The organism is Paenibacillus vortex V453, from assembly GCF_000193415.1.
Taxonomy (GTDB): domain Bacteria; phylum Bacillota; class Bacilli; order Paenibacillales; family Paenibacillaceae; genus Paenibacillus_AQ; species Paenibacillus_AQ glucanolyticus.
The window spans coordinates 151,471-176,692 of record NZ_ADHJ01000039.1 but is presented as its reverse complement, the minus strand read 5'-3'; the positions used below and the strand labels follow the sequence as shown (position 1 = coordinate 176,692).

20 protein-coding genes and 2 pseudogenes are annotated in these 25,222 nt (G+C 50.7%); 11 read left to right on the top strand and 11 right to left on the bottom strand.

Annotated features, from left to right (window positions below; genetic code table 11):
- Positions 1-256: 256 nt before the first annotated feature.
- Together PVOR_RS22170 and PVOR_RS22165 are read right to left on the bottom strand one after the other, a co-directional pair.
- On the bottom strand, positions 257-2,242 hold the full coding sequence (locus tag PVOR_RS22170; RefSeq protein WP_006211728.1) for an LTA synthase family protein: 1,986 nt from the start codon (positions 2,240-2,242) through the stop codon (positions 257-259).
- A gap of 119 nt (positions 2,243-2,361) precedes the next feature.
- Positions 2,362-3,510 carry a THUMP domain-containing class I SAM-dependent RNA methyltransferase gene (locus tag PVOR_RS22165; protein WP_006211727.1) on the bottom strand — a complete coding sequence of 383 codons (1,149 nt, stop codon included), beginning with the start codon at positions 3,508-3,510 and terminating at the stop codon, positions 2,362-2,364.
- Between the two features lie 162 nt (positions 3,511-3,672).
- Between PVOR_RS22165 and PVOR_RS22160 the strand changes: the two genes are divergently transcribed.
- Positions 3,673-4,305 (top strand): O-methyltransferase, encoded by a 633-nt coding sequence (locus tag PVOR_RS22160; RefSeq protein WP_006211726.1) that lies wholly within the window; start codon positions 3,673-3,675, stop codon positions 4,303-4,305.
- Between the two features lie 317 nt (positions 4,306-4,622).
- On the opposite strand, the gene PVOR_RS22155 is transcribed toward PVOR_RS22160, so the two are convergent.
- Positions 4,623-5,834 carry an MFS transporter gene (locus tag PVOR_RS22155; RefSeq protein WP_006211725.1) on the bottom strand — a complete coding sequence of 404 codons (1,212 nt, stop codon included), beginning with the start codon at positions 5,832-5,834 and terminating at the stop codon, positions 4,623-4,625.
- Positions 5,835-6,070: 236 nt separating this feature from the next.
- Between PVOR_RS22155 and hemE the strand changes: the two genes are divergently transcribed.
- From hemE to PVOR_RS22120, 7 genes are all read left to right on the top strand, one after another.
- Entirely contained in the window at positions 6,071-7,129 is a 1,059-nt protein-coding gene (hemE, locus tag PVOR_RS22150) for a uroporphyrinogen decarboxylase (RefSeq protein ID WP_006211724.1), read from the top strand.
- 35 nt (positions 7,130-7,164) lie between these two features.
- Complete coding sequence (hemH, locus tag PVOR_RS22145; RefSeq protein WP_006211723.1) at positions 7,165-8,106, top strand: ferrochelatase; 942 nt, start codon at positions 7,165-7,167, stop codon at positions 8,104-8,106.
- 149 nt (positions 8,107-8,255) lie between these two features.
- On the top strand, positions 8,256-9,572 hold the full coding sequence (locus tag PVOR_RS22140; protein ID WP_006211722.1) for a CapA family protein: 1,317 nt from the start codon (positions 8,256-8,258) through the stop codon (positions 9,570-9,572).
- A gap of 38 nt (positions 9,573-9,610) precedes the next feature.
- Positions 9,611-10,384, top strand: coding sequence for a glycerophosphodiester phosphodiesterase (locus tag PVOR_RS22135; protein ID WP_006211721.1), 774 nt, complete (start codon positions 9,611-9,613; stop codon positions 10,382-10,384).
- Between the two features lie 3 nt (positions 10,385-10,387).
- A complete protein-coding gene (locus tag PVOR_RS22130) occupies positions 10,388-11,011 on the top strand; it encodes a fumarylacetoacetate hydrolase family protein (protein ID WP_006211720.1) in 624 nt (207 codons plus the stop codon).
- A gap of 30 nt (positions 11,012-11,041) precedes the next feature.
- Positions 11,042-11,848 (top strand): DUF92 domain-containing protein, encoded by an 807-nt coding sequence (locus tag PVOR_RS22125; protein ID WP_006211719.1) that lies wholly within the window; start codon positions 11,042-11,044, stop codon positions 11,846-11,848.
- Between the two features lie 61 nt (positions 11,849-11,909).
- Positions 11,910-13,865: an ABC-F family ATP-binding cassette domain-containing protein gene (locus tag PVOR_RS22120; RefSeq protein WP_006211718.1), complete on the top strand. Its 1,956-nt coding sequence runs from the start codon at positions 11,910-11,912 to the stop codon at positions 13,863-13,865.
- A gap of 81 nt (positions 13,866-13,946) precedes the next feature.
- Here the strand turns inward: PVOR_RS22120 and PVOR_RS22115 are convergent, their stop codons facing one another.
- From PVOR_RS22115 to PVOR_RS22095, 5 genes and pseudogenes are all read right to left on the bottom strand, one after another.
- Positions 13,947-14,984 (bottom strand): M42 family metallopeptidase, encoded by a 1,038-nt coding sequence (locus PVOR_RS22115; protein ID WP_006211717.1) that lies wholly within the window; start codon positions 14,982-14,984, stop codon positions 13,947-13,949.
- A 55-nt stretch (positions 14,985-15,039) separates the two neighbouring features.
- On the bottom strand, positions 15,040-15,369 hold the full coding sequence (locus PVOR_RS22110; protein WP_006211716.1) for a LapA family protein: 330 nt from the start codon (positions 15,367-15,369) through the stop codon (positions 15,040-15,042).
- Positions 15,370-15,475: 106 nt separating this feature from the next.
- Positions 15,476-17,267, bottom strand: a pseudogene (gene pepF / locus PVOR_RS22105) (oligoendopeptidase F).
- Between the two features lie 202 nt (positions 17,268-17,469).
- Entirely contained in the window at positions 17,470-17,652 is a 183-nt protein-coding gene (locus tag PVOR_RS22100; RefSeq protein ID WP_006211713.1) for a hypothetical protein, read from the bottom strand.
- 1 nt (position 17,653) lies between these two features.
- A complete protein-coding gene (locus PVOR_RS22095) occupies positions 17,654-17,887 on the bottom strand; it encodes a hypothetical protein (protein WP_006211712.1) in 234 nt (77 codons plus the stop codon).
- Positions 17,888-18,083: 196 nt separating this feature from the next.
- On the opposite strand from PVOR_RS22095, the gene PVOR_RS22090 reads away from it, so the two are divergent.
- The gene (locus PVOR_RS22090) at positions 18,084-18,281 is read left to right on the top strand and encodes a cold shock domain-containing protein (RefSeq protein ID WP_006211711.1); all 198 of its coding nucleotides are present in this window, start codon (positions 18,084-18,086) and stop codon (positions 18,279-18,281) included.
- 194 nt (positions 18,282-18,475) lie between these two features.
- Here PVOR_RS22090 and PVOR_RS22085 read toward each other — a convergent pair whose 3' ends face one another.
- The gene (locus PVOR_RS22085; RefSeq protein ID WP_006211710.1) at positions 18,476-19,615 is read right to left on the bottom strand and encodes an MFS transporter; all 1,140 of its coding nucleotides are present in this window, start codon (positions 19,613-19,615) and stop codon (positions 18,476-18,478) included.
- Positions 19,616-19,906: 291 nt separating this feature from the next.
- Here PVOR_RS22085 and PVOR_RS22080 point away from each other — a divergent pair, with 291 nt between their 5' ends.
- Both PVOR_RS22080 and pfkA read left to right on the top strand, forming a co-directional pair.
- Positions 19,907-20,989 (top strand): tetraprenyl-beta-curcumene synthase family protein, encoded by a 1,083-nt coding sequence (locus tag PVOR_RS22080; protein WP_006211709.1) that lies wholly within the window; start codon positions 19,907-19,909, stop codon positions 20,987-20,989.
- Positions 20,990-21,011: 22 nt separating this feature from the next.
- Positions 21,012-21,983: a 6-phosphofructokinase gene (pfkA, locus tag PVOR_RS22075; RefSeq protein WP_006211708.1), complete on the top strand. Its 972-nt coding sequence runs from the start codon at positions 21,012-21,014 to the stop codon at positions 21,981-21,983.
- 83 nt (positions 21,984-22,066) lie between these two features.
- Here pfkA and PVOR_RS22070 read toward each other — a convergent pair.
- Both PVOR_RS22070 and PVOR_RS22065 read right to left on the bottom strand, forming a co-directional pair.
- Positions 22,067-23,447: pseudogene (locus PVOR_RS22070) on the bottom strand (MATE family efflux transporter).
- A gap of 281 nt (positions 23,448-23,728) precedes the next feature.
- Positions 23,729-24,913, bottom strand: coding sequence for a putative glycoside hydrolase (locus PVOR_RS22065; RefSeq protein ID WP_006211705.1), 1,185 nt, complete (start codon positions 24,911-24,913; stop codon positions 23,729-23,731).
- Positions 24,914-25,222 lie beyond the last annotated feature (309 nt).

The following is a 25,222-nucleotide window of genomic DNA, read 5'->3' as shown; positions in this document are numbered from 1 at the left end:
AAATAAACCATAGCGGTGCTCAGGATGTTACTCACGCCGTTATGGTTTATTTTTTATTGTGGACGCTTGATAAAAGATATGGGCGAGCGAAATCGTTCTTGCTTCCGGGCTTTCTTGCGATCAACCAGCAGGAACGATTCGTACATGGAGCGGCTTCAAACAGCAAAAAGGGCTTCCCGCAAGATCTAAGATCTTTTGAGAAACCCTCGTTTTTGCAAAGAGTACAAAGGTAAGGATGCCTGGTCTGGCTGCCTTGTTACTTCGTTTCTGCTCCGCCCTGTGTTTTGAATTGCTTCAGCAAATCATACGTTATGACTTGATCCGATATCTTAAGCTGCTTTTGCGTCTCATCATATCCATCACGACATGCCTGGATGTCGGTTGGCTGACGCGTCACCAGATCATAACAGGTTCCACCTTCAAGCCCGGCCGTTTCGGAAGGCAGGTAGAACACCTTTTCATCGGAAAAAGCGCCGCTGCGAAGCGGAATCAGACGCGGCTCCTCATCAAACAAATGACTTCCGATCCAGTAATACGGCTCGCTAGACACACCCAGCAGATGCAGGATGCTCGGCGTCACGTTCATCATGCCGGCGGCATCTGAATATACTCCCGCATTTTCGCCGTCCGGCAAGCGGATCAGCAGGGGAACCTGGTTCATGATTTGTTCCATGTCGAGAGCGTTCAGCTCCCGTCCGAGGAACTTCTCGTAGTCCGCTTTGTCCTTGATCGAATTGTCGTGGTCGCCGTAGATGATCAGCATGGTGTTATCCCATAATCCTTGCTCTTTCATCTGGTCCACGAACTGGCCGAAAGCTTCGTCAACATAATGGATCGACTGTAAATAATCCCCGAACATCGTGCCTTCAAAAGCGCCTGTATCCAGCTTGCGGGCATCCTTCGGCACATAATACGGATGATGGCTCGTTAACGTGATCAGGAAGGAGTAGAAGGGCTGCTTGATGCTGTCCATCTCATTCAGCGATTGCTCCAAAAACGCTTTGTCACTGAGTGACCATCCCAGCACATCGGTCATATCAAAATCTTTTTTGCTGTAAAACCGATCATACTTCATTTCCCGATACATCGTCGTCCGGTTCCAGAAGCTGCTGTCATAGGCGTGGAAAACATTTGCGGCATAGCCCTGTTCCTTCAGAATCTCCGGAAGGGTATCGTATTCACGATCGGCATACCGCGTAAACACGGAACCCGTGGGCAGCGGCAGCAGGGAACTGTGTGTGACAAAGTCCGCATCGGACGTTCTTCCCTGCCCGGTTTGATGATAAAAATTGCTGAAATACATGCTCTCTTTCATCAATTGGTTGAAGTTCGGCGTGATTTCCTGACCCTCGACGGACTGGCCAACGACAAAATTCATGAAGGCTTCCGTCTGAATCGTAATAACATTACTGTTTTTATACTTGCCAAACCAAGCGTCAGAACCGGATGGCTTCATACGTTTGGCATCAAACCAGGCCTTGACCTGATTGACCTCCTCCTCAGCCAGCTTGGGCTGACCAATCAGGTGATCCCGGCCATATCGGTAAATATCATATCCATGGAAGCCGATCAGCCCCGTCACGTTATAAAGCGTGATATTCCACCAATTGCCCTCAAACAAGCCTACCGCCCATGTATCCGAAGCTCTTTTGATAGGAACAAAAGTCATGACAAGACCAAGGGTGAGAACGAGCGTACCTGTTACCAAACGGCGATTGATCCGCTTGTGACGCTGCTGGCGTTGTTCACCAGGGAACAGGTAACCATTCGTGGTCGATCTCCGTTTGCGGAATACCATGACTGCCGTAAACGGAACGATGATCAGCCAATCCAGGAAAAAGAACAGGTCATACCCGTGAATAAGAGAACGGATGCTGTCTCCGAGGGAGCCGACTTGCCCGGCCTGCAGGAGCACCGTTACCGTGATGAAATCATCGAAGTAACGGTAGTAGATCAAATCGGTGTACAGGATGCCTGTCCACAGCAGATTCAGTAAAGTTAGCGATACAAGCCTGCCTCTTGGCGGAAGCCAAAAGGTCCAGAAGGAGACCAGCAGAAGCGAGCCCACGGCTATGATATAGTCTGCTTGATCGAGCTTCATATTGGAAATATGGAGATGATGATCCAGCAGGATGAGCTTGTACATCATAAGGACAAGGAATAATAAATATCCGGTATACCGGTAATGGAGCCCTTTGGAGGCCCGTCTTCGGATATCAATCCATGAATGGGATGAGAGCAATGGCATATCCTCCTTCACCAGCATTATTCTTTAGATTATAGTTTGGGCCGGCATGAATTCAAACGGAGCCCTCGCAAAAAAAGCCGCCCGTGGGCGGCGATGGAAGTAGGATCATTATATTATTCTGCCGGTTTATTACGCGGCGGCAGGGGACCCAGATATTGATAGTACTGGCATTCAATCCGGCCATTGAACAGCTTGCGGCGCTTGTCTGCCTTGCGGCCGAAGTAATGCTCGAACTGTTTGGTCGGGCTCAGTGCGAAGAAGGACCAGGTCGGAAGCGAGTGCGTCACAGATCCGAGCTGGCGGATCAGACGTTCAACCTCCTCTTTCTCGCTCAATCGTTCCCCATAGGGCGGATTGGTTATGATACATCCGAATTCACCTTCAGGAATGGCCTTGGCTGCAGGAAGAACGTTGAACTCGATTTCTCCGGCGAGACCGGCACTCTTGGCAGACGCCCTGGCGACTTCGATGGCTTTCGGATCGATATCGCTCCCAGCAATCTGCAGCGGAATATCGTCCTTCACAGCGTCAAATGCTTCCTCGCGCGCATCTTCCCAGAGGTCGTTCCCGATGATATCCCAATGCTCGGACGGGAACGAGCGGCGCATGCCGGGAGCGATGTTCCAGGCCAGCATAGCGGCTTCAATCAGAATGGTGCCTGAACCGCAGCACGGGTCATACAGCGGGCGATGCGGTCCCCAGCGGCTCAGCTGCAGCAGAGCGGAAGCCATAGTTTCCTTCAGTGGAGCTTCCGTTACCAGCTTGCGGTAACCGCGTTTATGAAGGGCAGGCCCCGTCGTATCGAGCGTCAGTATGGCGCGATCCTTCAGCAAGGACACTTCAACTACATAACGGGGACCGTCCTCGGGGAACCATTCCGTACGATGCGAGAGCTTCAGCTTCTCCACGATCGCTTTTTTCACGATACCTTGGCAAGCAGGAACGCTGCTAAGCTGCGATTTATGGGATCGGCCTTCCACAGGGAACTCACCATCCGCCGGAATCCATTCTTCCCACGGAAGGGCCTTCGTTCCTTCAAACAGCTCATCGAAGGTGAAAGCCTTGAACTCACCCATTTTGACGAGGATACGATCTGACGTACGGAGCCACAGATTACAGCGGCAAATATCAATCAGGTCACCCGTAAAGGTAACTCTACCATTCTCTACTTCCATGTCCGTGTACCCGAGCTCTTTCAGCTCGCGGGCAACAACGGCTTCAAGCCCCATCGGGGCTGTCGCGATCAATTGTAATCGAGGCATTAACGATGTCAACTCCATTTAACATGTGTACGGCGATAGTCGCCGCCGGTTCAATCTATATAGTATAGGCGATTGCATTGACTAAGACAATTATCATATGATAGATCTCGTTAGGTTTAACGGGAAATAAGGTATGCTACTAAGAAAAAGGAGGCAGCGTCATTGCTTACGACCCCTGATGATTATGTTAACCAATTATATCCTGAAGATGAAGAGCTTCAACTTGTGATAGAGGCCATTCGCGAACATGGCATGCCCGAGGTTTCGGTGGCACCGGCTTACGGCCGGCTGCTGACCCTGCTCGTACAGACAGCCGGCGCACGGAATATTCTTGAGATCGGTGCGCTTGGCGGATATAGCGGAATCTGTCTGTGCCGCGGGCTTCCTGCTGACGGTAAACTCACTTCACTGGAATTGAAGGAGGAGTACGCGGCGCTTGCGGGCACTCATCTGGAGAAGGCCGGCTTCAAGGATCGGGTGGAATACCGGATCGGTCCGGCTGCCGATAGCCTGGCAGCTCTGAAGCGGGAAGGGCGGACATTTGATTTTTTCTTTATTGATGCGGATAAGGAGAATTATCCTCTGTACTTGGAATATGCGATGGAGCTTGCAAATCCGGGTGCCCTGATCGCCGGGGATAACTGCTTTTTGCGGGGAAGAACGTTGAATTCGGAGAAAAACGGACCTTCGGTTCAGGCGGTACGCCGCTTTAATGAAATCATTGCCACCGACGAGAGGCTGGTTAGCACGCTGCTGCCTGCCTATGACGGGTTGATCCTTGCACGCGTTAAATGATTAAACACACCATGATGTTGTGTACTGAACGATAAGATGACCATGGGAAGGAGTGCACCCATTGGACTGTCGACTGGAAGTCAGATTTGGGCCAGTGTATGAATTCTTTAACAGTATCCACACCTATATGTGTCCGTATGCCGTGGATATATGCAAACAGCAGATCCCTGATTTCAGGGAGGTTTCCACAGGTCATTTTGCTGCTTGCCATCTGATCTGATTCATAACAAAGGGGCTGTCCTCGGGTCGATTGTGACCACGGACAGCCCCTTGCAATTTGGAGCGATATTGGAGCGGTGCCATCAGGAATTGTATATCTAACGGTACTTGGGCGAGGGTTTGTCTGAGAACAGCTTCCGCCTCACCCAGATCATGTTGATGATCAGCAGGCAGCCTGAAGTAATAAACAGCCCCTCAATTCCGATGAATCCGGACAAGAACCCGCCGATCACTGCTCCGAGCATGTTGCCAAGCGCAAGTGAGCTTGTGTTGAAGCCGAAGGAGCGGCTTTCCATGCCGTCCGGGGTATAGGAGCGAATCAGCGCGTTGACACTCGGCAATAATCCGCCCATAAAGACCCCCATCATAAACCGTACGATGATGAGCTGCCATACGGACTGCACAAAAGCCTGCGGGATCAGCGTAAGTCCCGTTCCGATCAAGGCATATGTCAAGATCCGGTGTGCCCCGACCTTGTCGCTGAGCTTGCCGAGAATCGGCGAGGCGATCATGTTCGAGAGCCCTGTCACCGCTACAACGAACCCGGCCCATATGGCGATATCAACTGCCGACCCATGCAGCTTCTGAACATACAGCGGGAGCAGCGCCATCGGACTGATCATGGCGAATTGAAGCAGGAACGTGACCGCGAACAAGGACGGCAGCTGCGGAATGTGGCTCAGCTCCTTCAGTCCGGCGATAACCGAAGTCTGCGGCGCCCGGGCCGCCTGCTCACGGTTGAAATTCTCTTTGACGAGGAACAAAGCGAGCAGCGAAGCTGCAAATATCAGTCCGCCCGTAATATAGAAGATTGGCCGGAACCCGACCCAACTGGCCATGAGTCCGCCAATTAATGGACCGAGTATCGTGCCGGCAACTTGTCCGGACTGCATGATGCCCATGGCAAATCCCATCCGGTTCTTTGGCGTGGTCCCCGATACGAGGGAGATAGCCGCCGGGTTAAATCCCGATATGGTACCGTTCAGAAGACGGAGAACGAGCAAATGCCACGGATGGGTGGCAAAGCCCATACACGCAATGACAAGCGCCATGCCGAATCCGGAACGCAGCAGCATCAGTTTACGACCGTACTTGTCCGCGACTTTTCCCCAGATCGGCTGAAAAATGAATGAGGTCAGGAAGTTGGCTGCGAATATCAATCCTGCCCATAGTCCTATTTCCCGGTCCCCTACAACATTCAGGTCCTGCGCCAAATACAATGTCAGGAACGGGGTGATCATCGTCATCCCGGAGTTGACCAAAAACTGTCCGAACCAAAGCACAATGAGATTGATTTTCCAATTGGTCAATGTGCCCGTCACTTCCTTTCTAAGCTGTCGAGCCCGGAATGAACCGGACGAATGGAGTCTTACCCTAAAATTGCCGTTCTTCCAGTATAACATATTTGAAAAATGCCAAAAGCTAACAATGTCATAAGATTGTCATGCGATTTTCATAGGATGTCCATGTAAGACGGTTGTTACTTACTTTTAAAAAGGGCATAATGTTCTATAGGAAACTTTATACACTGATGGGGGCCGTAATCATGACCTATAACGATCAATTTATCCGCGCTTGCCGTAAGCAGGCAGTAAGCCATGTTCCTGTGTGGTACATGCGACAAGCGGGACGCTATGACCCGGAGTATCGAAAGATCAAAGAAAAGTACTCCCTTCTGGAAATATGCAGTCAACCGGAGCTGGCGGCTGAAGTAACCTTGATGCCGGTACGGAAGCTCGGTGTGGACGCAGCTATTTTATATTCCGATATTATGAATCCCGTTGCATCGATCGGGGTAGACTTCGATATTGTGAAAAATATCGGGCCTGTGATCGACAATCCGATCCGATCTGCAGCGGACGTAGAGAAGCTTCGCCCTATTGATGTGGAAGGCGATCTTGGACATGTGCTGGAAACAATCCGCATCTTGGACAAGGAGCTTGAAGTGCCGCTGATTACATTTGCCGGTGCTCCGTTTACAATTGCCAGCTATCTGATCGAAGGAAGACCATCCAAGAACTATCTGCGTACGAAAGAGCTCATGTACAGCGAGCCGAAGGTATGGTTCTCCCTGATGGATAAACTCGGAGACATGGTGATTGCTTATTTGCGCGCCCACGTAGCGAACGGAGGGAAAGCGTTTCAATTGTTCGACAGCTGGGTGGGGGCCTTGTCCCCGCAGGATTTCCAAACCTTCGTGCTTCCTACCATCAAGCGTATTTTTGCAGAGCTTCAGGATCTGCACGTTCCGAAAATTTATTTTCCTGGCGTAAGCTCAGGAGAGCTGCTGCCTACGCTAACGGATCTCAGCGTTGATGTGATCGGCCTGGATTGGAGAGTGTCCATTGCGGAAGGACGCCGCCGTTTAGAGCATAAATATGCTGTTCAGGGTAACCTGGACCCGACCGTGCTGACCGGACCGATGCCGGTCATTCAGCAGTATGCGAAGGAGATCATCGATCAAGGGATTCAGGAGCCGGGCTTTGTGTTTAATCTAGGGCACGGTTTATTTCCGGAGGCTTCCCTGGAGAAGCTGCGTGAGCTGACATCCTACATCCATGAGTATTCGGCACAGGCACTACAGGCAGGTGCACAACGTTCTTAAAAGATGAATATTTTATTAGTCAGAGGTGAGATGGTATGAAGAACAAGATTGGTGTATTGGTTATGTCCTATGGCACACCTGAGAACATGGAAGGAATCGAGAGTTATTATACCCATATCCGTCGCGGAAACAAGCCGACGGAGGAGCAGCTTAAGGAGCTGACCGACCGCTATGAGGCGATTGTTGGAGGTGTGTTTCCGCTCCGTGAGAACACAGATCGTCAGGTTCGGACGCTGCAGGATACATTAAATGTAGATCCGCGCAGTGCCGACCTTGAATTTGTATGCTATCAGGGATTGAAGCACGCTGCCCCTTACATTGAAGACGGTGTTGAGCAAATGGTGCAGGACGGCATTAAGGAAGCTTTCGGCATCGTGCTTGCTCCCCATTATTCCACGATGAGTGTGGGTTCCTATGTGAAGCGTGCTCAAGCCAAAGCGGATGAGCTGGGACTTCAGATTTCGTTCGTGGAGAGTTATCACATGCACCCGAAACTGATCGAGGCTTTTGCAGACCGCGTGTCTGCCAAGCTGAATCAGTTCGAAGAGGCAGGCGCTGATCGGGACAGCGTGAGAGTGCTGTTTAGCGCGCACAGTCTTCCTGAGCGTATCTTGTCCGTAGGAGATCCTTATCAGGAGCAGCTGCTTGAGACTTCTAAAGCCGTAGCCGAAAGAGCTGGCGTGAAGAAATGGCAGTTTACTTGGCAAAGTGCGGGCCGGACAGCCGAGCCTTGGCTTGGCCCGGATATTCTGGACACACTGCAAACTCTGAATAAAGAGGAGCAGGTTGAGGATGTACTGGTTGCACCGGTCGGATTCGTATCAGACCATCTTGAGGTATTGTATGATCTGGATATCGAAGCCAAAAGCATTGCCAAGGAAATGGATATGCGGCTTGAGCGTATCGATTCGCTGAACAGCGATCCGCTCTATATGGAAGCGCTCAGTGATTCCGTGATCACACTGATTGGACTGTAAAGCCGTTATTCGCAAAATTTGAATATGAAACATGGATATAGAACTCCCCGGTGACGGGGGGTTCTATTCTTTGCCGGGAAGCTGGTATAATGGGGGGAGCGACTTATTGCGCTATTGCGCGATCTCATAAGTGAATAAAGGAGTGACCTATGCAACTGTCACGATCAGAGAAGAGCAAGGCCGAGAAGAAGGCCCGTAAGCAGCGAACCGGACAGGTTTGGATCATACTCAACCTATGTCTGATTTTGATGATTGCTGCTTTGCTTGTCTATCATTTTAAATTTAGAGAAGATCCTGTTCAGCAAACGGCACATCTGCCTGGTATGCCGGAATTTGGCGTGGAAGGGAACGATCCGGATCAGCCGGGTTCCGGGCAGCAGTCCGGCGGCGAGGGAACGGATTCAGCCCACCCGAATACGGATGAGCCCGATGAACAATGGGATCCCGATACATCCGAACCTGCAGACAGTGGAGCCGATGAACCAGCCGGCACCAATGACAACCAACGGGTGATCATGCATTTTGCCGGGGATACCTTATTCTCTGGTAAAGTGGAGGATGCGCTGAAGAGACATGGGTATGACTATCCATACAAGCACTTGGGCACCGCATTCCTGGAGGATGATTTGACCGTTCTCAATCTGGAGACCCCGGTCACGACCGGGGGAGTTGGCGCGGCCAATAAGAAATTTGTATTCAAGTCCTCGCCTGAGGTTCTGCCTTCCCTTCGAGAAGCAGGGATAGAAGCTGTTAATCTGGCTAACAATCACATTCTCGACCAAGGTCAGGAAGGACTTCTGGATACCTTGAAACATCTGAAGGACCATGATATCCGCTATGTTGGAGCAGGCCGTAATGAAGAAGAAGCCTTTGCGGCACAGTATTTCGAGCTGCAGGGCATGACGGTTGCACTGCTTGGATTCAGCCGTGTCCTCCCGGAGACGTCCTGGTATGCCCTGGAGAACAGGCCGGGCGTAGCGGGGGCCTATGATCACGTTCTGCCGAAGGCGGTTGAAGCGATTCAGGACGCGCGTTCCAAAGCCGATCTGGTCGTTGTGATCGCCCATTGGGGAGAAGAGCTTCACAAGACGCCAAATTCATACCAGATCAATCTGTCGCGTGCGTTCATTGACGGTGGAGCGGATCTGATTATCGGAGGGCATCCGCATGTGCTGCAGGGCTTGGAGCAGTATAAAGGCAAATGGATCGCGTACAGCACCGGCAATTTTATATTTACCAAATCGGGGAATGCCGATACGTGGAGCACTGCCGTATTCCAAGCCTCGTGCAGCCGTCAAGGAGACTGTGACCTGAAGCTGACGCCATACCGAACGGAGATCGGACAGGTCATTCCGCTGGAAGGCGAAGAAGCTCAAGCTTTGCTGCAGGAGGTACAGAAGCGATCCATCGGCGGTGTCAAAATAGCACCGGATGGTGAAGTTATAACAGGTAAAACAGTGGAATAATGTTAATTCGTTAACAGTTACACCAAGGAGGTCCCACCATGAACAATTTATGTGTGGCTCACCGGGGATTTTCCGGTATCGCACCTGAAAATACGCGCGCAGCCATTCAGATGGCGATGGATGAGCCTTTTGTGCACTGGATGGAAATCGATGTGCAGCTGACTCAGGATGGAGTCCCTGTAGTCATACATGATTTCAGCGTAGATCGTACGACAACAGGCCGGGGCAAGGTGAAGGATCTAACTTGGCAGGAAATCCGGAGAATGGACGCTGGAGAATGGAAGGGACGTCAATTCAGGGGGGAGCAGGTTCCTTCACTGGATGAAGTCTTGCAGCTTGTCAAAGGACGATTGAAACTTAATATCGAGCTCAAGACGAGCGGAGATATGTATCCAGGTCTGGAAGAGGCTGTGCTGGAGCGGGTCCATGCTCACCGGATGCTCCCGGATGTGGTGCTCACCTCCTTCGAGCCGAAAGCCTTGATTAAAGCGAAGGAACTGGATCCCGAAGTGAATACAGGACTTATTATCGATGCTCATCCCCGTAATTTGTTATCACGCTTGAAGCAAATGAAATGCTCTTTTTTATCCATCGGTTATTCTCATCTGGATGCAGCCTTTGCGTCGGATTTGGTGAAGAATGGCATCACTCCCATGGCGTGGACGGTGGATGATGCGAAGAGTATGAGATCACTGGCAAGAATGAATCCGGCCATCATGATCTGCACGAACCGGCCCGATACTTGGGGTCAGATTTTTATTCATAAAATTGCACCGAAAGTTCCATTCTGGCGAAGAAAATGGAGGTTTTAATGTATGTGTGCCCTAGTCAATAACGTATATTGCGTTGGTCGTAATTATCAATTGCATGCCGCCGAGCTCGGCAATGCCGTGCCGGAAGAACCGATGATCTTTCTCAAGCCTTCCCATGCGGTCGTTCCGCTGGACGGAAGCGTGCTGCAGCTGCCCCTGGATCGCGGCAGTCTTCATTTTGAAGGGGAGCTTGTCATTCAGCTCGCGGAGGATTACTCTCCAGGGATGACGGTTGATGAGCTTGTAAAAACAATGGCCCTTGGCATTGATTTCACACTGCGTGATGTTCAGACGGTGATTAAGGAGAAGGGGCATCCATGGACCGCGGCGAAAGCCTTCAAATCCTCTGCGCCCCTTACCCCATCCATAACATTCCCGGGAACCGCAAAGCTGGCGGCTACGGATTTCACCGTATTGAAGAATGGCGATGAGGTGCAGCGAGGGAACGTGAAGGATATGATCTTCTCCCTTCAGCGAATTATTGATTATATTGGCGAATTTTATGGTCTTGGCAAAGGGGATTTAATCTTCACGGGAACGCCGGCAGGTGTCGGTCCAACTGAATCGGGGGATGTATTCGAGTTATTCTGGGGAGACATCCGTCTGGGCCGCTGCGAAATCGGGTAATCTGGCAAGCTATCATGGGAGGGATTGCAGATGGATTGGCTGATTGGAGCCGCAGGCGCCATCATTGTTGCGGGAGCGGCCTACCGGAAACGATCGCTATCGGAATCCGGAGCCGCCGCCGCTATTCTGATGGGCACCATATATTATGGAGCAGGGAACGTGTTTTGGTTCGGGACCCTGCTTCTTTTTTTCATTACTTCTACGCTGCTTTCCCGATATGGAAAGAAACGCAAGGCTGATCTGGAGAAATCTTATGCCAAGACCGGCCGGAGGGATGCAGGACAAGTATTCGCCAACGGCGGTATCGGCATGGTGCTGTGTCTGTTAAACGCATGGGCCCCGTCCGAGTTGTGGGTGCTGTTGTTTATAGGGGTCATGGCTACGGTGACGGCAGATACCTGGGCGACGGAGTTAGGAAGCCTCAGCCGGCGGCCGCCGCGTTCTGTCCTTAACGGAAAGGTGCTGACTGCCGGAGAATCGGGAGGCGTATCCTGGGCGGGCTCCATAGCGGCAGCGGCAGGGAGTGTACTGATCGGAGCCGGGGGATGGCTGCTGGCTGAATGGAGCGGTATGAACGCGGAGTTACTCTCATATGTTCTGGCGGCCCTTGCCGGGGGATTGGTCGGTGCATTTGCTGACTCATATCTCGGGGCGGCTGTACAGGTGATGTATCGCTGCCCGGCGTGCGGTAAAACTGTCGAGGTGGCGCAGCACTGCGGACAGGAGACCGAACGCATGCGAGGATATTCGTGGATGTCCAATGATGCCGTCAATCTGCTCAGCTCACTTCTTGGCGGGGCAGCAGCATATGGGACTGCAGTGCTGGTTGCGTTATAATGCAGTTCATTCATCGATTAACGATTAACGAAATCTATAGATGTAAGTAGGGATCAGACCAATGAATATCTTGACCGTAGAGCAGGTAAACAAAAGTTATGGAGATAAAATACTGTTTCAAGATGCATCCTTCGGCATGGAGGATCAGGACAAGATTGGCATCATCGGCGTAAACGGTACAGGAAAATCTACGTTTCTGCGCGTTGTCGCAGGACTTGAGCCGCCTGACTCCGGTAAAATATCGATGGGCAATCGCATCCGGGTGCGCTATCTTGCTCAGAATCCCGAGTTTGATCCGGATAAAACCGTTCTGCAGCAGGTGTTTGAAGGGGATCTCCCCGAGATGAAGGCCGTCCGGGAATATACCGAAACAATGGAGCTGCTGGAGCTCCATCCGGGCCATGAAGAGCTGCAGCAGAAATTGCTGAAGCTCAATCAGACGCTGGATTCGCTGCAGGCATGGCAGCTGGAGAGTGATGCAAAGACCATTCTGTCCAAGCTTGGAATACGCCATTATGAGGCGAGAATGGGGACACTCTCGGGTGGACAGCGCAAGCGGGTGGCTTTAGCCGCTGCCTTGATCCAACCGTCGGATTTACTCATATTGGACGAGCCGACCAACCATATCGACAACGAATCTGTAGCCTGGCTTGAGCAGTATTTGCAGAAGCGCCGCGGCGCCCTGCTTATGATTACGCATGATCGGTATTTTCTGGACCGGGTGGCCAATGTCATGCTGGAGTTGGATCATGGGCGGCTGTTCCGATATGAGGCGAATTACAGCCGTTTCCTGGAGCTGAAGGCAGAGCGCGAGGAGCGGGAAGCCGCATCCGAACAAAAGCGCCAGAATCTGCTGCGGAACGAGCTTGCCTGGATTCGCAGAGGAGCAAAGGCCCGTACGACCAAGCAGAAGGCGAGAATCGACCGTTTCGAGAAACTGAAGGATCAGGAGATCATACAGGGCTCCGGTGATCTGGACGTATCGGTTGCTTCCACCCGTCTCGGCCGCAAAATTCTAGAGATTGAAGGTCTTCGTAAGACGGTCGGCGACAACATATTGATTGAGGATCTATCTTACATCGCCGTGCCCGAGGATCGGATCGGTATCGTGGGTCCGAACGGGAGCGGTAAATCCACGCTGCTGAATCTCATTGCCGGAAGGCTTCAACCGGATGCCGGCGAAGTCGTGCTTGGGCCAACAGTTAAACTGGGATATTTCACCCAAGAGCATCAGGAGATGGATGGCAGTCAGCGCGTGATCGAGTATATCAAGGATGAGGCAGAGGTTGTTCGTACGGCGGACGGCTCTGCCATTACCGCGGCCCAGATGCTGGAACGCTTCCTGTTCCCGCCTGCGCTGCAGTGGACGCCGATAGCGAAATTGTCCGGAGGCGAGAAGCGCCGGTTGTACCTGCTGCGAGTGCTGATGAGTGCGCCGAACGTGCTGCTGCTGGATGAACCGACAAATGATCTGGACATACCGACATTGTCCGTTCTGGAGCAGTATCTAGATGAGTTTCCGGGTGTTGTCATCGTGGTATCCCATGACCGGTTTTTCCTGGATCGAACCATGGATAAAGTCATGGCGTTTGAGGGCATGGGGCAGATTCGTGTCCATGTTGGCTCTTACAGCGAGTACGCAGAGTGGATGCAGCGTCATGGCAGCGAGGCTGCCGGAAGCAAGACGGATGCAGCCGGTGGCAGTAGCGCTAAATCAGCATCGGGAAGCAACACGGTGCCGGGCAGCAGTTCAGGTAAAGATACACCGCGCGAACGTCTGAAATTCAGTTATAAAGAGCAGCGGGAATTTGAGCAGATTGATGGTCTGATCGAAGCTGCCGAGAACAAGCTTGTATCCGTTCAATCGGAGATGGAAACCGCCGGCAGCGACGCAGCCAGGCTTCAGGAGTTGATGCGGGCTCAGGAGGAAACGGAGCGTGAGCTGGAGCATCTGATGGAGCGCTGGACCTATCTGAACGAGCTTGCCGAGAAAATTGAGCAGAGCAAGAAATCCTGATGCGTCAGGCAGGTTCAAAGAGAAAATAAGGGGCGTCCCCAGGCCTTGTGCCTTGGGGACGCCCCTTACCTATAGAATGGATTATTTCACGTAGGCTGCCAGCAGTTTGACGGTGTTAAGAACCGCCTGTTTGTGCGTTCTTTCCATCGCGTGGGATGCATGGACGCCGGGACCGATCAACGCAGCTTTGATGTTGCTGCCTGCGGAGAGCGCCGCCGAAGCATCGGAGCCGTAATGAGGATAAATATCAACGGCATATGCAATGCCTTCGCTCTCGGCCAGTTCAATCAAACGACTGGTCATGTCGTAGTCATAAGGGCCGGACGAGTCCTTGGCACAGATGGACACGTCGGTTTCCTTGCAGCTCAAATCATCGCCGATACAGCCCATATCCACCGCAATCATTTCATTGATGTCGGCAGGAATGTAGGCTGCGCCGTGTCCAACCTCTTCGTAGTTGGAGATAAGGAGTTTTACATTATATTTGGGCTTCCAGTTATCGCGCTTCATGCTTTCGAGCAAGCCGAAGAGTGCAGCGACGCTGGCTTTGTCATCCAGATGACGTGATTTGATGTAACCGCTGGGAGTAATGACCGCACGGGCATCAAAGGAGACGAAGTCTCCAACGCCGATGCCGAGTTTTTTTACATCATCGGCTGATTCAACTAATTCGTCGATCCGAACCTCCATATTGGCTTCCTGGCGCTTTAAATCACGGGCGTCACTGTATACGTGAACCGAAGGATGGGTGGAGAGGATGGTTCCGGTATATGTCTTGCCGCTGCGTGTATGGATGATGCAGTATTCATTCTCAATGCTGTTCATCATGTATCCGCCAACGGAGGTAAGCCGGAGCGTACCTTCCGATTTCACGGCACGAACCATCGCGCCAAGGGTGTCGACGTGAGCGCTCAGCCCGATCGTACGGCTGCTGTCTTGTCCAGGGATGGACAGGATGGCGCCGCCTTTTTCGTTCCATGTAAGAGGAACATCAAGGGAAGCCGCTTCCTGTTCAATCCGCTTCATAATGGTGTGGGTATAGCCGGTAGGACTCGGTGTATCGAGCAATGCCTTAAGCAGGTCCAATACGTATGTTTCATTCGGTTGTATAGCAGACATTAGATGTCAGGCCTCCTTGTTTCTTTCATTCATATTGATTCATCATCCGGGGACATCAGGGTTCAGCAGGAGTGTCCTTCGGATCTTTTTTCATTTCCTCGTCCGCAGCTTGCATTTCAGGAGTGTATCCCGTTACTTCACGGATATGTATAAGTTGTTCCGCTAACGAACGGATTTCCTTCTGCATTTGATATTGACGGTAAATGCCGAATGTACCGACAATCAGTCCCCCGATCAGAGAGCATCCGATAATGAGCAGAATCAGCGGTACGTTGACAGTACCGAACAACAGGTTTACTGCAACGGGATTGACATTGATCACGGCAAATACGGCTGTAATAAGGGCAAACAATAAAGCTGCGATTAGTGACCATTGAATTTTCATAGGGAACACCTCCTTCCTCAAACAGTATAAAATCCCTTGCCTGTAAAGGGCAAGGGATTTTATTCCACTGGTCAATTGAGAATGATGCATCTCGCTCAAGCGTTGATTATTTTGTCAACTGCTCCATTTGGCTGATGATATCTTCGAACACACTCATGGCCTCGCGGATAGGCTCCGGAGACGACATATCCACGCCAGCCTTCTTGAGGATGTTAATGGAGTAGTCGCTGCCGCCGCTCTTCAGGAATCCGAGATAGCGGTCCACCGCAGGCTGGCCTTCCTCCAGAATCTGCTTCGAGAAGCTGGTTGCAGCCGAGAAGCCGGTTGCGTATTTGTACACATAGAAGCTGTTGTAGAAATGAGGAATCCGTGCCCATTCCATTCCGATTTCTTTATCCACTTGCATCCCTTTGCCGTGATATTTCACGTTCAATTCATAGTAGATGTCGGAAAGATCCTGAGGTGTCAGGGATTCGCCGCTCTCAGCGCGCTCATGAACGATTTTCTCGAACTCGGCAAACATCGTTTGACGGAAGACCGTTGTACGGAACTGATCGGCATAGTAAGTCAGCAGGTACATTTTTTGTTTGGGATCCTTGGCGTTTTTCAGCAGGTAATCCATCAGCAGGGCTTCGTTGGTGGTTGATGCCACTTCAGCCAGGAAGATGGTGTACTGTGCATCCCGATATTTCAGGGCGTTGTCTGAATAGTAGGAGTGAAGGGCATGCCCCATCTCATGAGCCAGGGTAAACATGCTGTTCAGGTTGTCTTTATGATTCAATAATACGTAAGGATGGGTACCGTATGCACCCCAGCTGTATGCGCCGGTTCGTTTGTTCTCGTTCTCGTATACATCGATCCAGCCGTTGTCATAACCTGCTTGCAGGCTGCTCAGGTAATCCTCGCCAAGCGGCGCAAGGCCTTCCTTGGTCATTTGTTTTGCTTCTTCGTAAGTGATGTCCCATTTGTACTCTTCCACGAGGGGAGCGAACAAATCGTACATGTGAAGCTCATCCACGCCCATCAGCTTCTTACGGAGCTCCATGTAGCGGTGCAGGAGCGGCAGACTCTCATGAATGGTGTCGATCAGGTTTGTGTAAACTTCTTTCTGGATGTTATCGCCATACAGGGCCATTTCCAGTACAGAAGGGTATTTGCGGACACGGGAATAGAAAATATTTTTGTTTACGTTGGCATTCAGCGTAGCAGCAAGGGTGTTTTTCTGCTTGCCATAGGTGTCGTAAACCGCTTTGAAAGCACGCTCGCGCACTTCGCGATTCGGGCTTTCCAGGAATTGAATATAGTTGCCGTGTGTGAGTTCAACTTCCTTGCCTTCTTCGTTCTTGATTTTCGGGAATTTCATGTCCGCATTGTTGAGCATGCCAAAAATCGTTTGCGGTGCAGAGGAGAGGTTGCCGACTTGAGCCAGCAGCGCTTCTTCCGTCTTGGAGAGAACATGTGCTTTCTCCCGTTTCATCTCCGTCAGCGTGAACTTGAATTCCTTGAGGGCAGGGTCCTCGATCAATTTGTCCAGCTCCGCTTCAGACAGGGACAGTATTTCAGGCGTGATGAAGGAGAGTGCTTCTCCAGCTTCGACATTCAGTTTTTTGGCTTTGGCGGATAGCGATTGATATGTAGGGTTTGCTGTATCTTCATCATGATGCATGTGAGCATACACGTATAGACGCTCGGCATGATAAGAAATTTCGTCTTCGAGCTCGAAGCATTCTTTGATGGATGCCGCGTTGTTTAATTTGCCTTGATACTCGTCTCGTGCGTTTAAGAAGATTCTTCAATTCCGCAAAGCTTGCATCCCATGCTTTCTGGTCGGCGAACATATCCTCGAGTTTCCATTGATGCTCTTTAGGGACATCCGCGCGTTTCAACAATTGTTCCATAGAGATCCTCCTTGAATGATGTGTATTATTTGGAGTCCGGGTTCCTTCAGATAAGGCTTGGGAGCGGGCAGTAGAAACAGCGATCAGGCTGATAGCAAGTGTAATGCACATCACCTTGGCGCCTCTCATGGCATAACCTCCTCGGATTAAGCTATCCGAGCGATAGTATGCCGCGTACCCGCTACTTTCATCCTAATAAAATTTACGAGGAACCCAGATTAAAGAAACTGTATACAATAAGGTAAAAGGCAAACAGGATGAAGGCGACCGCAGTCACGGCCATCCCTCTTCTCAGTTTTGTTGGAATCCGATCCCGGTTCATGATCATAATGGCACCCAAACTGAAGGCAAGAATAATGAAGATGACAATATTCGTATAATCCATGTTACACCTGCTTAAAGGCAGCCATCATTTGTCGCCATTCATCTTCCCGGCCTTCAAAATCATCCTTGGGGAAGCGGTTTTGAGCCCAGTGCATCAAAGCTGGCCGGCTCATAAACGTATGTGTCTCCTCACCCCATTGGTCAGAAATTTCTCGGAGAACGATGTATCGGCCCTGTACTTCAACCGTCATCATGTTCCATTTGTCTTTTTTGTATATTTCATGTTTTTTGATCATATTCAGTCTCCGTTTGCTACTTAGGCTTTTGGGTAAATGATAACGCACTCGCGGTCTTAAAAGCAAATAATCTTTACATTAAAATAGCGGCCCAAAAAAGCATTGCAGGGTGATTTGACGGATTGCATTGTCATAAAACATGGGATATAATATGGATATTCGCCATAGATGGCGGTATTTTTAGGAGGTTGTTCATTTGAAAGGTACAGTTAAATGGTTCAATGCAGAAAAAGGTTACGGCTTCATTTCCGTTGAAGGTGGCGAGGATGTATTCGTACACTTCTCCGCAATTCAAGAAGAAGGCTTCAAGAGTTTGGAAGAAGGTCAAGCGGTTGAATTCGACATTACTGAAGGTAACCGTGGTCCTCAAGCAGCCAACGTAACAAAACTGTAAGCTAACTCCTGATACGGAGATCTTATAGAATTACCAAGGCATGAAGCGCAGTTCTCCCCCGAGAACTGTGCTTTTTTGTTTTGTAATGGGACAAGCCCATACTTGTGAAAAAAAGGGGAAGCCCGGATTGCCAATCGCCACGGGGTCCGGACTTGCCCTTTTTGAGGTTAAGGCGCAAAGGAATCTGCGCTGCATTATGCGCTTATTCCACTGATATTCATATCCTCCGGTTTGGCAAAAAGGTGCCGGTAGAGAAACCCGACAAAGGCCACGAAGGCTAGAAAGGCGGCAAGCAGGTAAAAGGCCGGTCTTCCCGCAGCTTCAAACAGCAATCCGCCGAAGGCTCCGCTGAGAAGTCCCGAGGCGCTCGACCAGAAGATGATGAAGAGCGCCATGCCTGTCGCCCGGTACTGCCAGGGAATGATCCTTGTAATATAACGGACGGCGGTTACATAGAACACGCCAAAGGTAATGCTGTGAAGCGACTGAACCGCAAGTACGGACAGCGGGTCGGATGCCAGCGACATGAGCAGAAATCGGAGTGCAAACATCAAGCTTGCAAAGCCAAGGAGCGGCAGTTCCTTCATCTTGTCACCATATTTGCTGAGCAGAAAGAAAATGGGGATTTCACTTGCAGCCGAAATCATTAAGGACCAGCCGATGAGACCCTCGCCGGCACCCAATCCGGATAAGGTGAGGGTAAGAAATGCTTCATTCATGCGGTGTGCGATGGCAAGGCAGAACGAGCAGCCGAAGAACCACAATATCTCTTTGGAGCGCAGAATTTTGAGGAGGGCGGACAGCTCCACCGGCTCGGATTTGGTTGCAACTCCGTCGCGGAGAAGAAAGGAACAGAGCAGCGTGAACACACCGATCCCGATGCCGATAGCCAGTGTCGCTGAAGCGCCGGCAGCTCCGACAGCATAGCCAATCGCCAGCGCGAAGAAGGCATACCCGAGAGAGCCGAATACCCTGATGACCGTAAAGCTGCGGCCGTATCGCTGAGCCGTTTGGATGGCCATGGTATCCGCCAAGGGATAAACCGGATAGTAGAAAAAATAAAACAGGCTGATCGTGATCAGCACAACGCCAAAACTGGAAACCTGCCACAAGACGAGCATCGTCACAAGCTGTCCGATAATCAGAATGTTCATGATGCGCTTGATGGTCCGGTACTTGTCGCTTGTGTAGCTCCATATCATATTGGAGAACATGGATATAAGCGGACCGACCGCATACAAATAACCGATTTGCGCGCTGCTGAAGCCGATCTCTTTGTAGTATAACGGAAAATAAGATATGACAAGGGCTGTTGTACCAAATATCGTAAACATAAGGCGCGCAGCCAGTTCTGATCCGGTCTGGACGAAGCGGGAAGTTGCATGATGGGATCTCCGATCTCTAATGAACCCGCTTGTACAGCGGCATTCACGAGGTAAGTGGTCTGTTATTTAGCTCCGATTAGTATATAACATACCACGAAATGGAGATAGTTGGACTAAAGCTGACAATAAACGACATACAGGCGTCAATGATATGTGTTATTTGTGCAAAATGAACGATCATATTATAATAGGTTTGATTTGGATAGGTATAAAAAGACAACCATGTGGAGGCAGAGTTCATTGAATAATCAAGAGCTAAGCCGTAAAGTTCCGCGCAGTCCGGTTGGGCTGATGAGCCGGGTGTACAAATTTATACTTCCGGAAGTGCGGATCGAGTTGGAGAAGTGGCGCCGGGAGGCTGAGCAAATTCAGGATGAGGAGCTACGAAAGCAGGCACTGGCCAGTTTAGATACCAAAAAATTTCACTGCCAGGGCGGTGCAGTTTATGCCGCAGCCAATCTGCCGGAGAGGCATATTCTCATTCCATTGATTGTAGCTTACCAAACAATTAGCGATTATCTCGATAATTTATGTGACCGCAGTACTTCGCTGGACCCAGCGGACTTCAGACAGCTCCATCAGTCGATGCTGGATGCCGTTACACCTGATACGGAACCTGTTGATTATTACGCTCTTCGGACCGAGAGGGAGGACGGAGGGTATCTTCTTCGTCTTGTGCAGAAATGCCGGAATTGCATCGGCGAATTATCAGGATATGAAGCGGCAAAGCCCTACATAAGGGATTTGGCTGGGCTGTACACCGATCTTCAGGTGTATAAGCACATCCATCCGGATAAGAGAGAAACGGCATTATTGGAGTGGTGGTCCCGGCATGCCCACCGTTCACCGCATCTGCGGTGGAATGAGTTCGCGGCTGCAACGGGATCGACCTTGGGCGTGTTCATGCTATTCTTGGCTGCAACTGATCCGTTTTTGGATGACGAGGATGCTTCGTCCATTCATGCGTCTTATTTTCCGAATGTATGCAGTCTCCACATTATGCTGGATTATCTTATTGATCAAGACGAAGACAGGCTGGGTGGCGATCTGAATTTTTGTAATTATTACGAAGATGCCGATACGATGCTGAACCGTATAGCTGCCATTGTGGAGTGGGCCCGGAAGGATGTCAGAACAATTCCCTCGACCCCTTTTCATCGTATGATCATTGAGGGGTTACTGGCGTTATATTTATCCGATCCAAAAGTCAGCGAGCAGCACTTGGTTCGCAACGTATCCAAACGTTTGATGAAGAAGAGTCCGATGACCCGGATCTTTTTCTACGTCAACAGCCGATGGATTCGCAAGCATAAGCATGAGTGACATTGAAGGAGGAATAAGAAACATGGCAGAGGTTAAAAAGATTGCAGTTCTTACAAGTGGTGGCGATTCCCAAGGGATGAACGCGGCGCTGCGAGCGGTTGTACGCAGCGGTCTGTATTATGGTCTGGAGGTATACGGGATTCAGCGCGGATACCAGGGGCTGCTGGAAAACGACATTACACAAATGGACCTGCGCAGTGTCGGAGACATTATTCAGCGTGGCGGTACCATCCTGCGCTCAGCGCGCTGTGAAGAGTTTAAGACACCCGAAGGGCAGCAAAAGGGTGCCGACATTCTGAATCAGCACGGCATTGACGGTCTGGTCGTTATCGGAGGAGACGGTTCTTACCATGGGGCGAACAAGCTCAGCAAGCTTGGAATCAAAACGATGGGTCTTCCAGGAACGATTGATAACGACATTTCATTCACCGATTACACCATCGGCTTTGATACGGCTGTAAGCGTCGTTGTGGACGCTGTAAATAAATTGCGCGACACCATGTCCTCTCATGCCCGTTCGTCTGTTGTAGAGGTTATGGGGCGCCACTGCGGCGACATTGCTCTTCATGCCGGCCTTGCTTCGGGTGCAGAGACGATTCTGGTGCCGGAAGTGGAGTACAACCTGGATGAAGTGGCTGCCCGTTTGCGTGAGAATTTTGCAAAAGGCAAACGCCACAGTATTATCATCGTAGCTGAGGGCGTTGGACGCGGCGAGGATATCGTATGCGACCTTAAAGAGTGCCACGCATCAATCGATGCGCGTGTAACGGTGCTCGGTCATATCCAGCGCGGGGGAGCTCCAACACCTTTTGACCGCAACCTCGCAAGCCGCCTTGGCGACTTTGCGGTTCGCAGTCTGATTAATGGGGAGTCCGATAAAGGATGCGGCATCATCAAGGGTGAACTGGTTCTCACGGATATTGACAAGGTCGTTAACACAAAGAAGGAATTTGACCGCGACTTGTACGATTTGGCACTGCGTTTGTCTCAATAAGCAGGGTCCGGCGTATAACGGAGCAACCCCTAAAAAAAACCGTCTCCAATGGCAGAATGTATTTCTGCATGGAGACGGTTTTTTTATGATGGTGCGGATACGGTCGAAGAGGCTGCCTGGCGTGCAAACTTTCCCTGCACCTTGACCAGGCGGAGGAGCATCAGGACTGCACCGACGGCAAGTCCCGTTATTAAACCGATCCAATAACCGAAGGCCTGCCAATCGGTGTAATTGGCGAGCACATATCCGACAGGCAAGCCGATTACCCAAAATGACAGGAAAGCGAGCATGAAGGCCACGTTGACGTCTTTGTAACCCCGCAGCGCGCCTTGGGTCGGTGTGGCGATGGCATCCGAGATCTGGAAGAAAATCGCGAACAGCAGAAAGTGCTGGATCAACGCTACAACGGCAGGTTCATTAGAGTACAGTCCGGCAACCTGGTGACCGGCCACAAACAGAATGACAGCCGTAATCAGCGAGAGGACAACGGCTGTACTTATCCCGAGCTTCGCGTACTTCCAGGCGTCCTTCATTCGTCCCGAGCCGGCTTCATAACCAACAAGAATGGTCAGGCTCATACATATGCTTAACGGCAGCATATACAGTGTCGTAGCAAAATTCAGGGCTGCTTGATGGGCGGCAATGGTCGCCGTATCAAAGTTGCTCATAAGCAGTGTTACGGCTGCAAACACGGCGGTCTCGAGAAAGATGGAGAAGCCGATGGGGACGCCAATCTTCAGCAAACCTTTCCAGGCGCTCAAGGAAACTCCCCGCAGCTGCCTGAAGACAGCAAACGAAGAGAACGGGTGTTGTCTGTGAATCGTAATGATCGCGATCACCAAGACCGTCCAATACGTAATAGCAGAAGCAAGACCAGCACCTACACCTCCCATTCTTGGGAAGCCCCACAAGCCATAAATGAGCAGGGCATTCAAGCCCACATTCACGGGAAGGGAGATCAGCGTGATCACCATGGAAATCCTGGTTTGCCCCAGCGCATCGATAAAGCTGCGGAGCACCGTATAAGCGAACAGCGGGATGATGCCTAACGATATGGCGGCGAGGAATTGCGAGGCGATACGCCGCACCTCAGGCTCCAGGCTCATCGCACCGAGTATGCCGGGTACTGCGGCATACCCGATAGCGAGTACGACAATGGCGAGTAAAATGGACAGCCAGAGTGCCTGATTGACCTGGTAAGCGACCTTGTTTTCCTGGCGTCCGCCAACGAGCTGCGAAACGATGGGGGTAATCCCCATTAAGATACCGCTAAGGCCGGTCTGAACTGGAATCCAGATGCTTGTAGCTATCGCTACGCCTGCCAAATCGACTGAACTGAACTTTCCTGACATATTGGTGTACAAAAAAAGTAATGGCAGATAAAGAAAGTTGTGTAACCAGGATGGGAATCAGAATGATCGCGAATTGCTTCAGTTTTTCCCAGGTTGTTGTTGTCGGCTGCATGTGTGATTTTGCCCTTCTTTTTTCAAGGTGATTTTATGATATTGCTCTCATAATTCTAGGTGGATCCTATAATGTGTACAATAACCTGTTCATTGAGCGGTGAGAAAGAACTCAACCAGCGGTTGAACGGGAAGTATCAACAAGAGTTCTCAGGGACCTTGTCAGGTCCCAACAACCATCATAGCACCTGCTGTCAAGAGGAATGCGGCCTTCAAAGATACGATAATGATCAAAGGGCCAGCCGTTGGATGGCTGACCCTTTGTTCTGATGATCGATGAATTTATTTATGTGTAACACCTTCGGTGTACCGGTTGGAAGCATTCCAGAGCAAATATTCATCGACATTCGTATCCTTGAGGGCACGAATCTGCTCCTCAATTTCTTTTTTACCGTACTTGGCATAATTTCCGCTTCCGAGCCAGCTGGCGGTAAAGTCCTGAATCCAAGGTCTGATGATCGGTTTCTTCTCTCCCAACTCGTCAAGCTTTTTGTGGGTATCCTCCATGGAGCCTTTAATGGTCTGGTAAGGAGCTTTATCCGGAACGGGGGAGCCGAACCAGCCTGCCGTGTAATGGCTCGGGTACACCATCGGACTGATGATATCCACGTTTTTGGAAATCTTGACAAAGTCCTGGCCAATGCCTTCTGCGGCCGGGACCGAAGCTGCATATCCGAAAATATCTACGGATACGCGGATGCCAAGCGGTGCCAGTTGTTCACGGGTATACTGCACGAAGTCGGATACCACGTCCACGCGGGATTGATCCGTCTTGGTATATTTGAGGGAATCGGCGCGTTTCTCGAAGCCCTCTGGAAAACGAACATAATCAAACTGGATTTCCTTGAATCCGAGTTTTGCTGCTTCTTTGGCAATTTCGATGTTGTAATCCCAGACCTCTTTGCTGTACGGGTTGACGAAGCTGTCGCCGCCGCCATTGGTCCATACGCTGCCATCTCCTTTACGGAAGGAGAGCTCCGGGTTTTTCTTGGCGAGAATGGTATCCTTGAACACAACGACCCGGGCAATAGGATAAATATCGTGTTTCTCCAGACGCTTCATCAATTGGTTGATGTCTTTGATAAAAGGCTGGGATTTACCGAGCTCCTTCAGTTTCGGATTATCGGTCTTGTACGTTATGTATCCCTCATCATCCTTGATGTCGATGACCATGGCATTGAGTTCGGTCTTGTCCATCAGATCGACAAGCTGATTCATTCTGGAGCCGCCTGCGCTATAAGCTGTTACATAAATGCCTTTGACTTTAGGCGCATCAACCTGCGGGTCGATCTCGGTGGTGTTTGGCTTGAGGCCGCTCTGGCCTTGAGTTTGATTGTTTTGATGCATGCCTTGAATCATGGCGGTATTTAATGATGCCTGAAGTTTGGCGGTAAGCGTGCTGTCCTGTGGACTGGAACCGCCGAAGCCCGCTGACGCCAAGATGAATAAAGCCAAGATGATATTCATAATTACTCTCTCCCTTGTGTACATTCACATCATGATTATAAAGGAACGTATGCCTTCAAAAAGAACAGGTTTGTTACAATCGACAATAAACTTAGAAGCGGCGGTAAGCATACCTTGTCTACATTAAACGGTTGAAGGGCGTTTTAAACGATAAAAGGGACTTTTGCTGTAGAAGACCGTGAACAACATGTGAACATGGGGGAGTAACCGTTATAGTAACGACGCGAGAGTTGCGGATAAAAAATGCCGTTATTCACCGGTCGATATATCCCCGGAGAAGAACGGCATTCGTCGTGCAATTTTCACGTA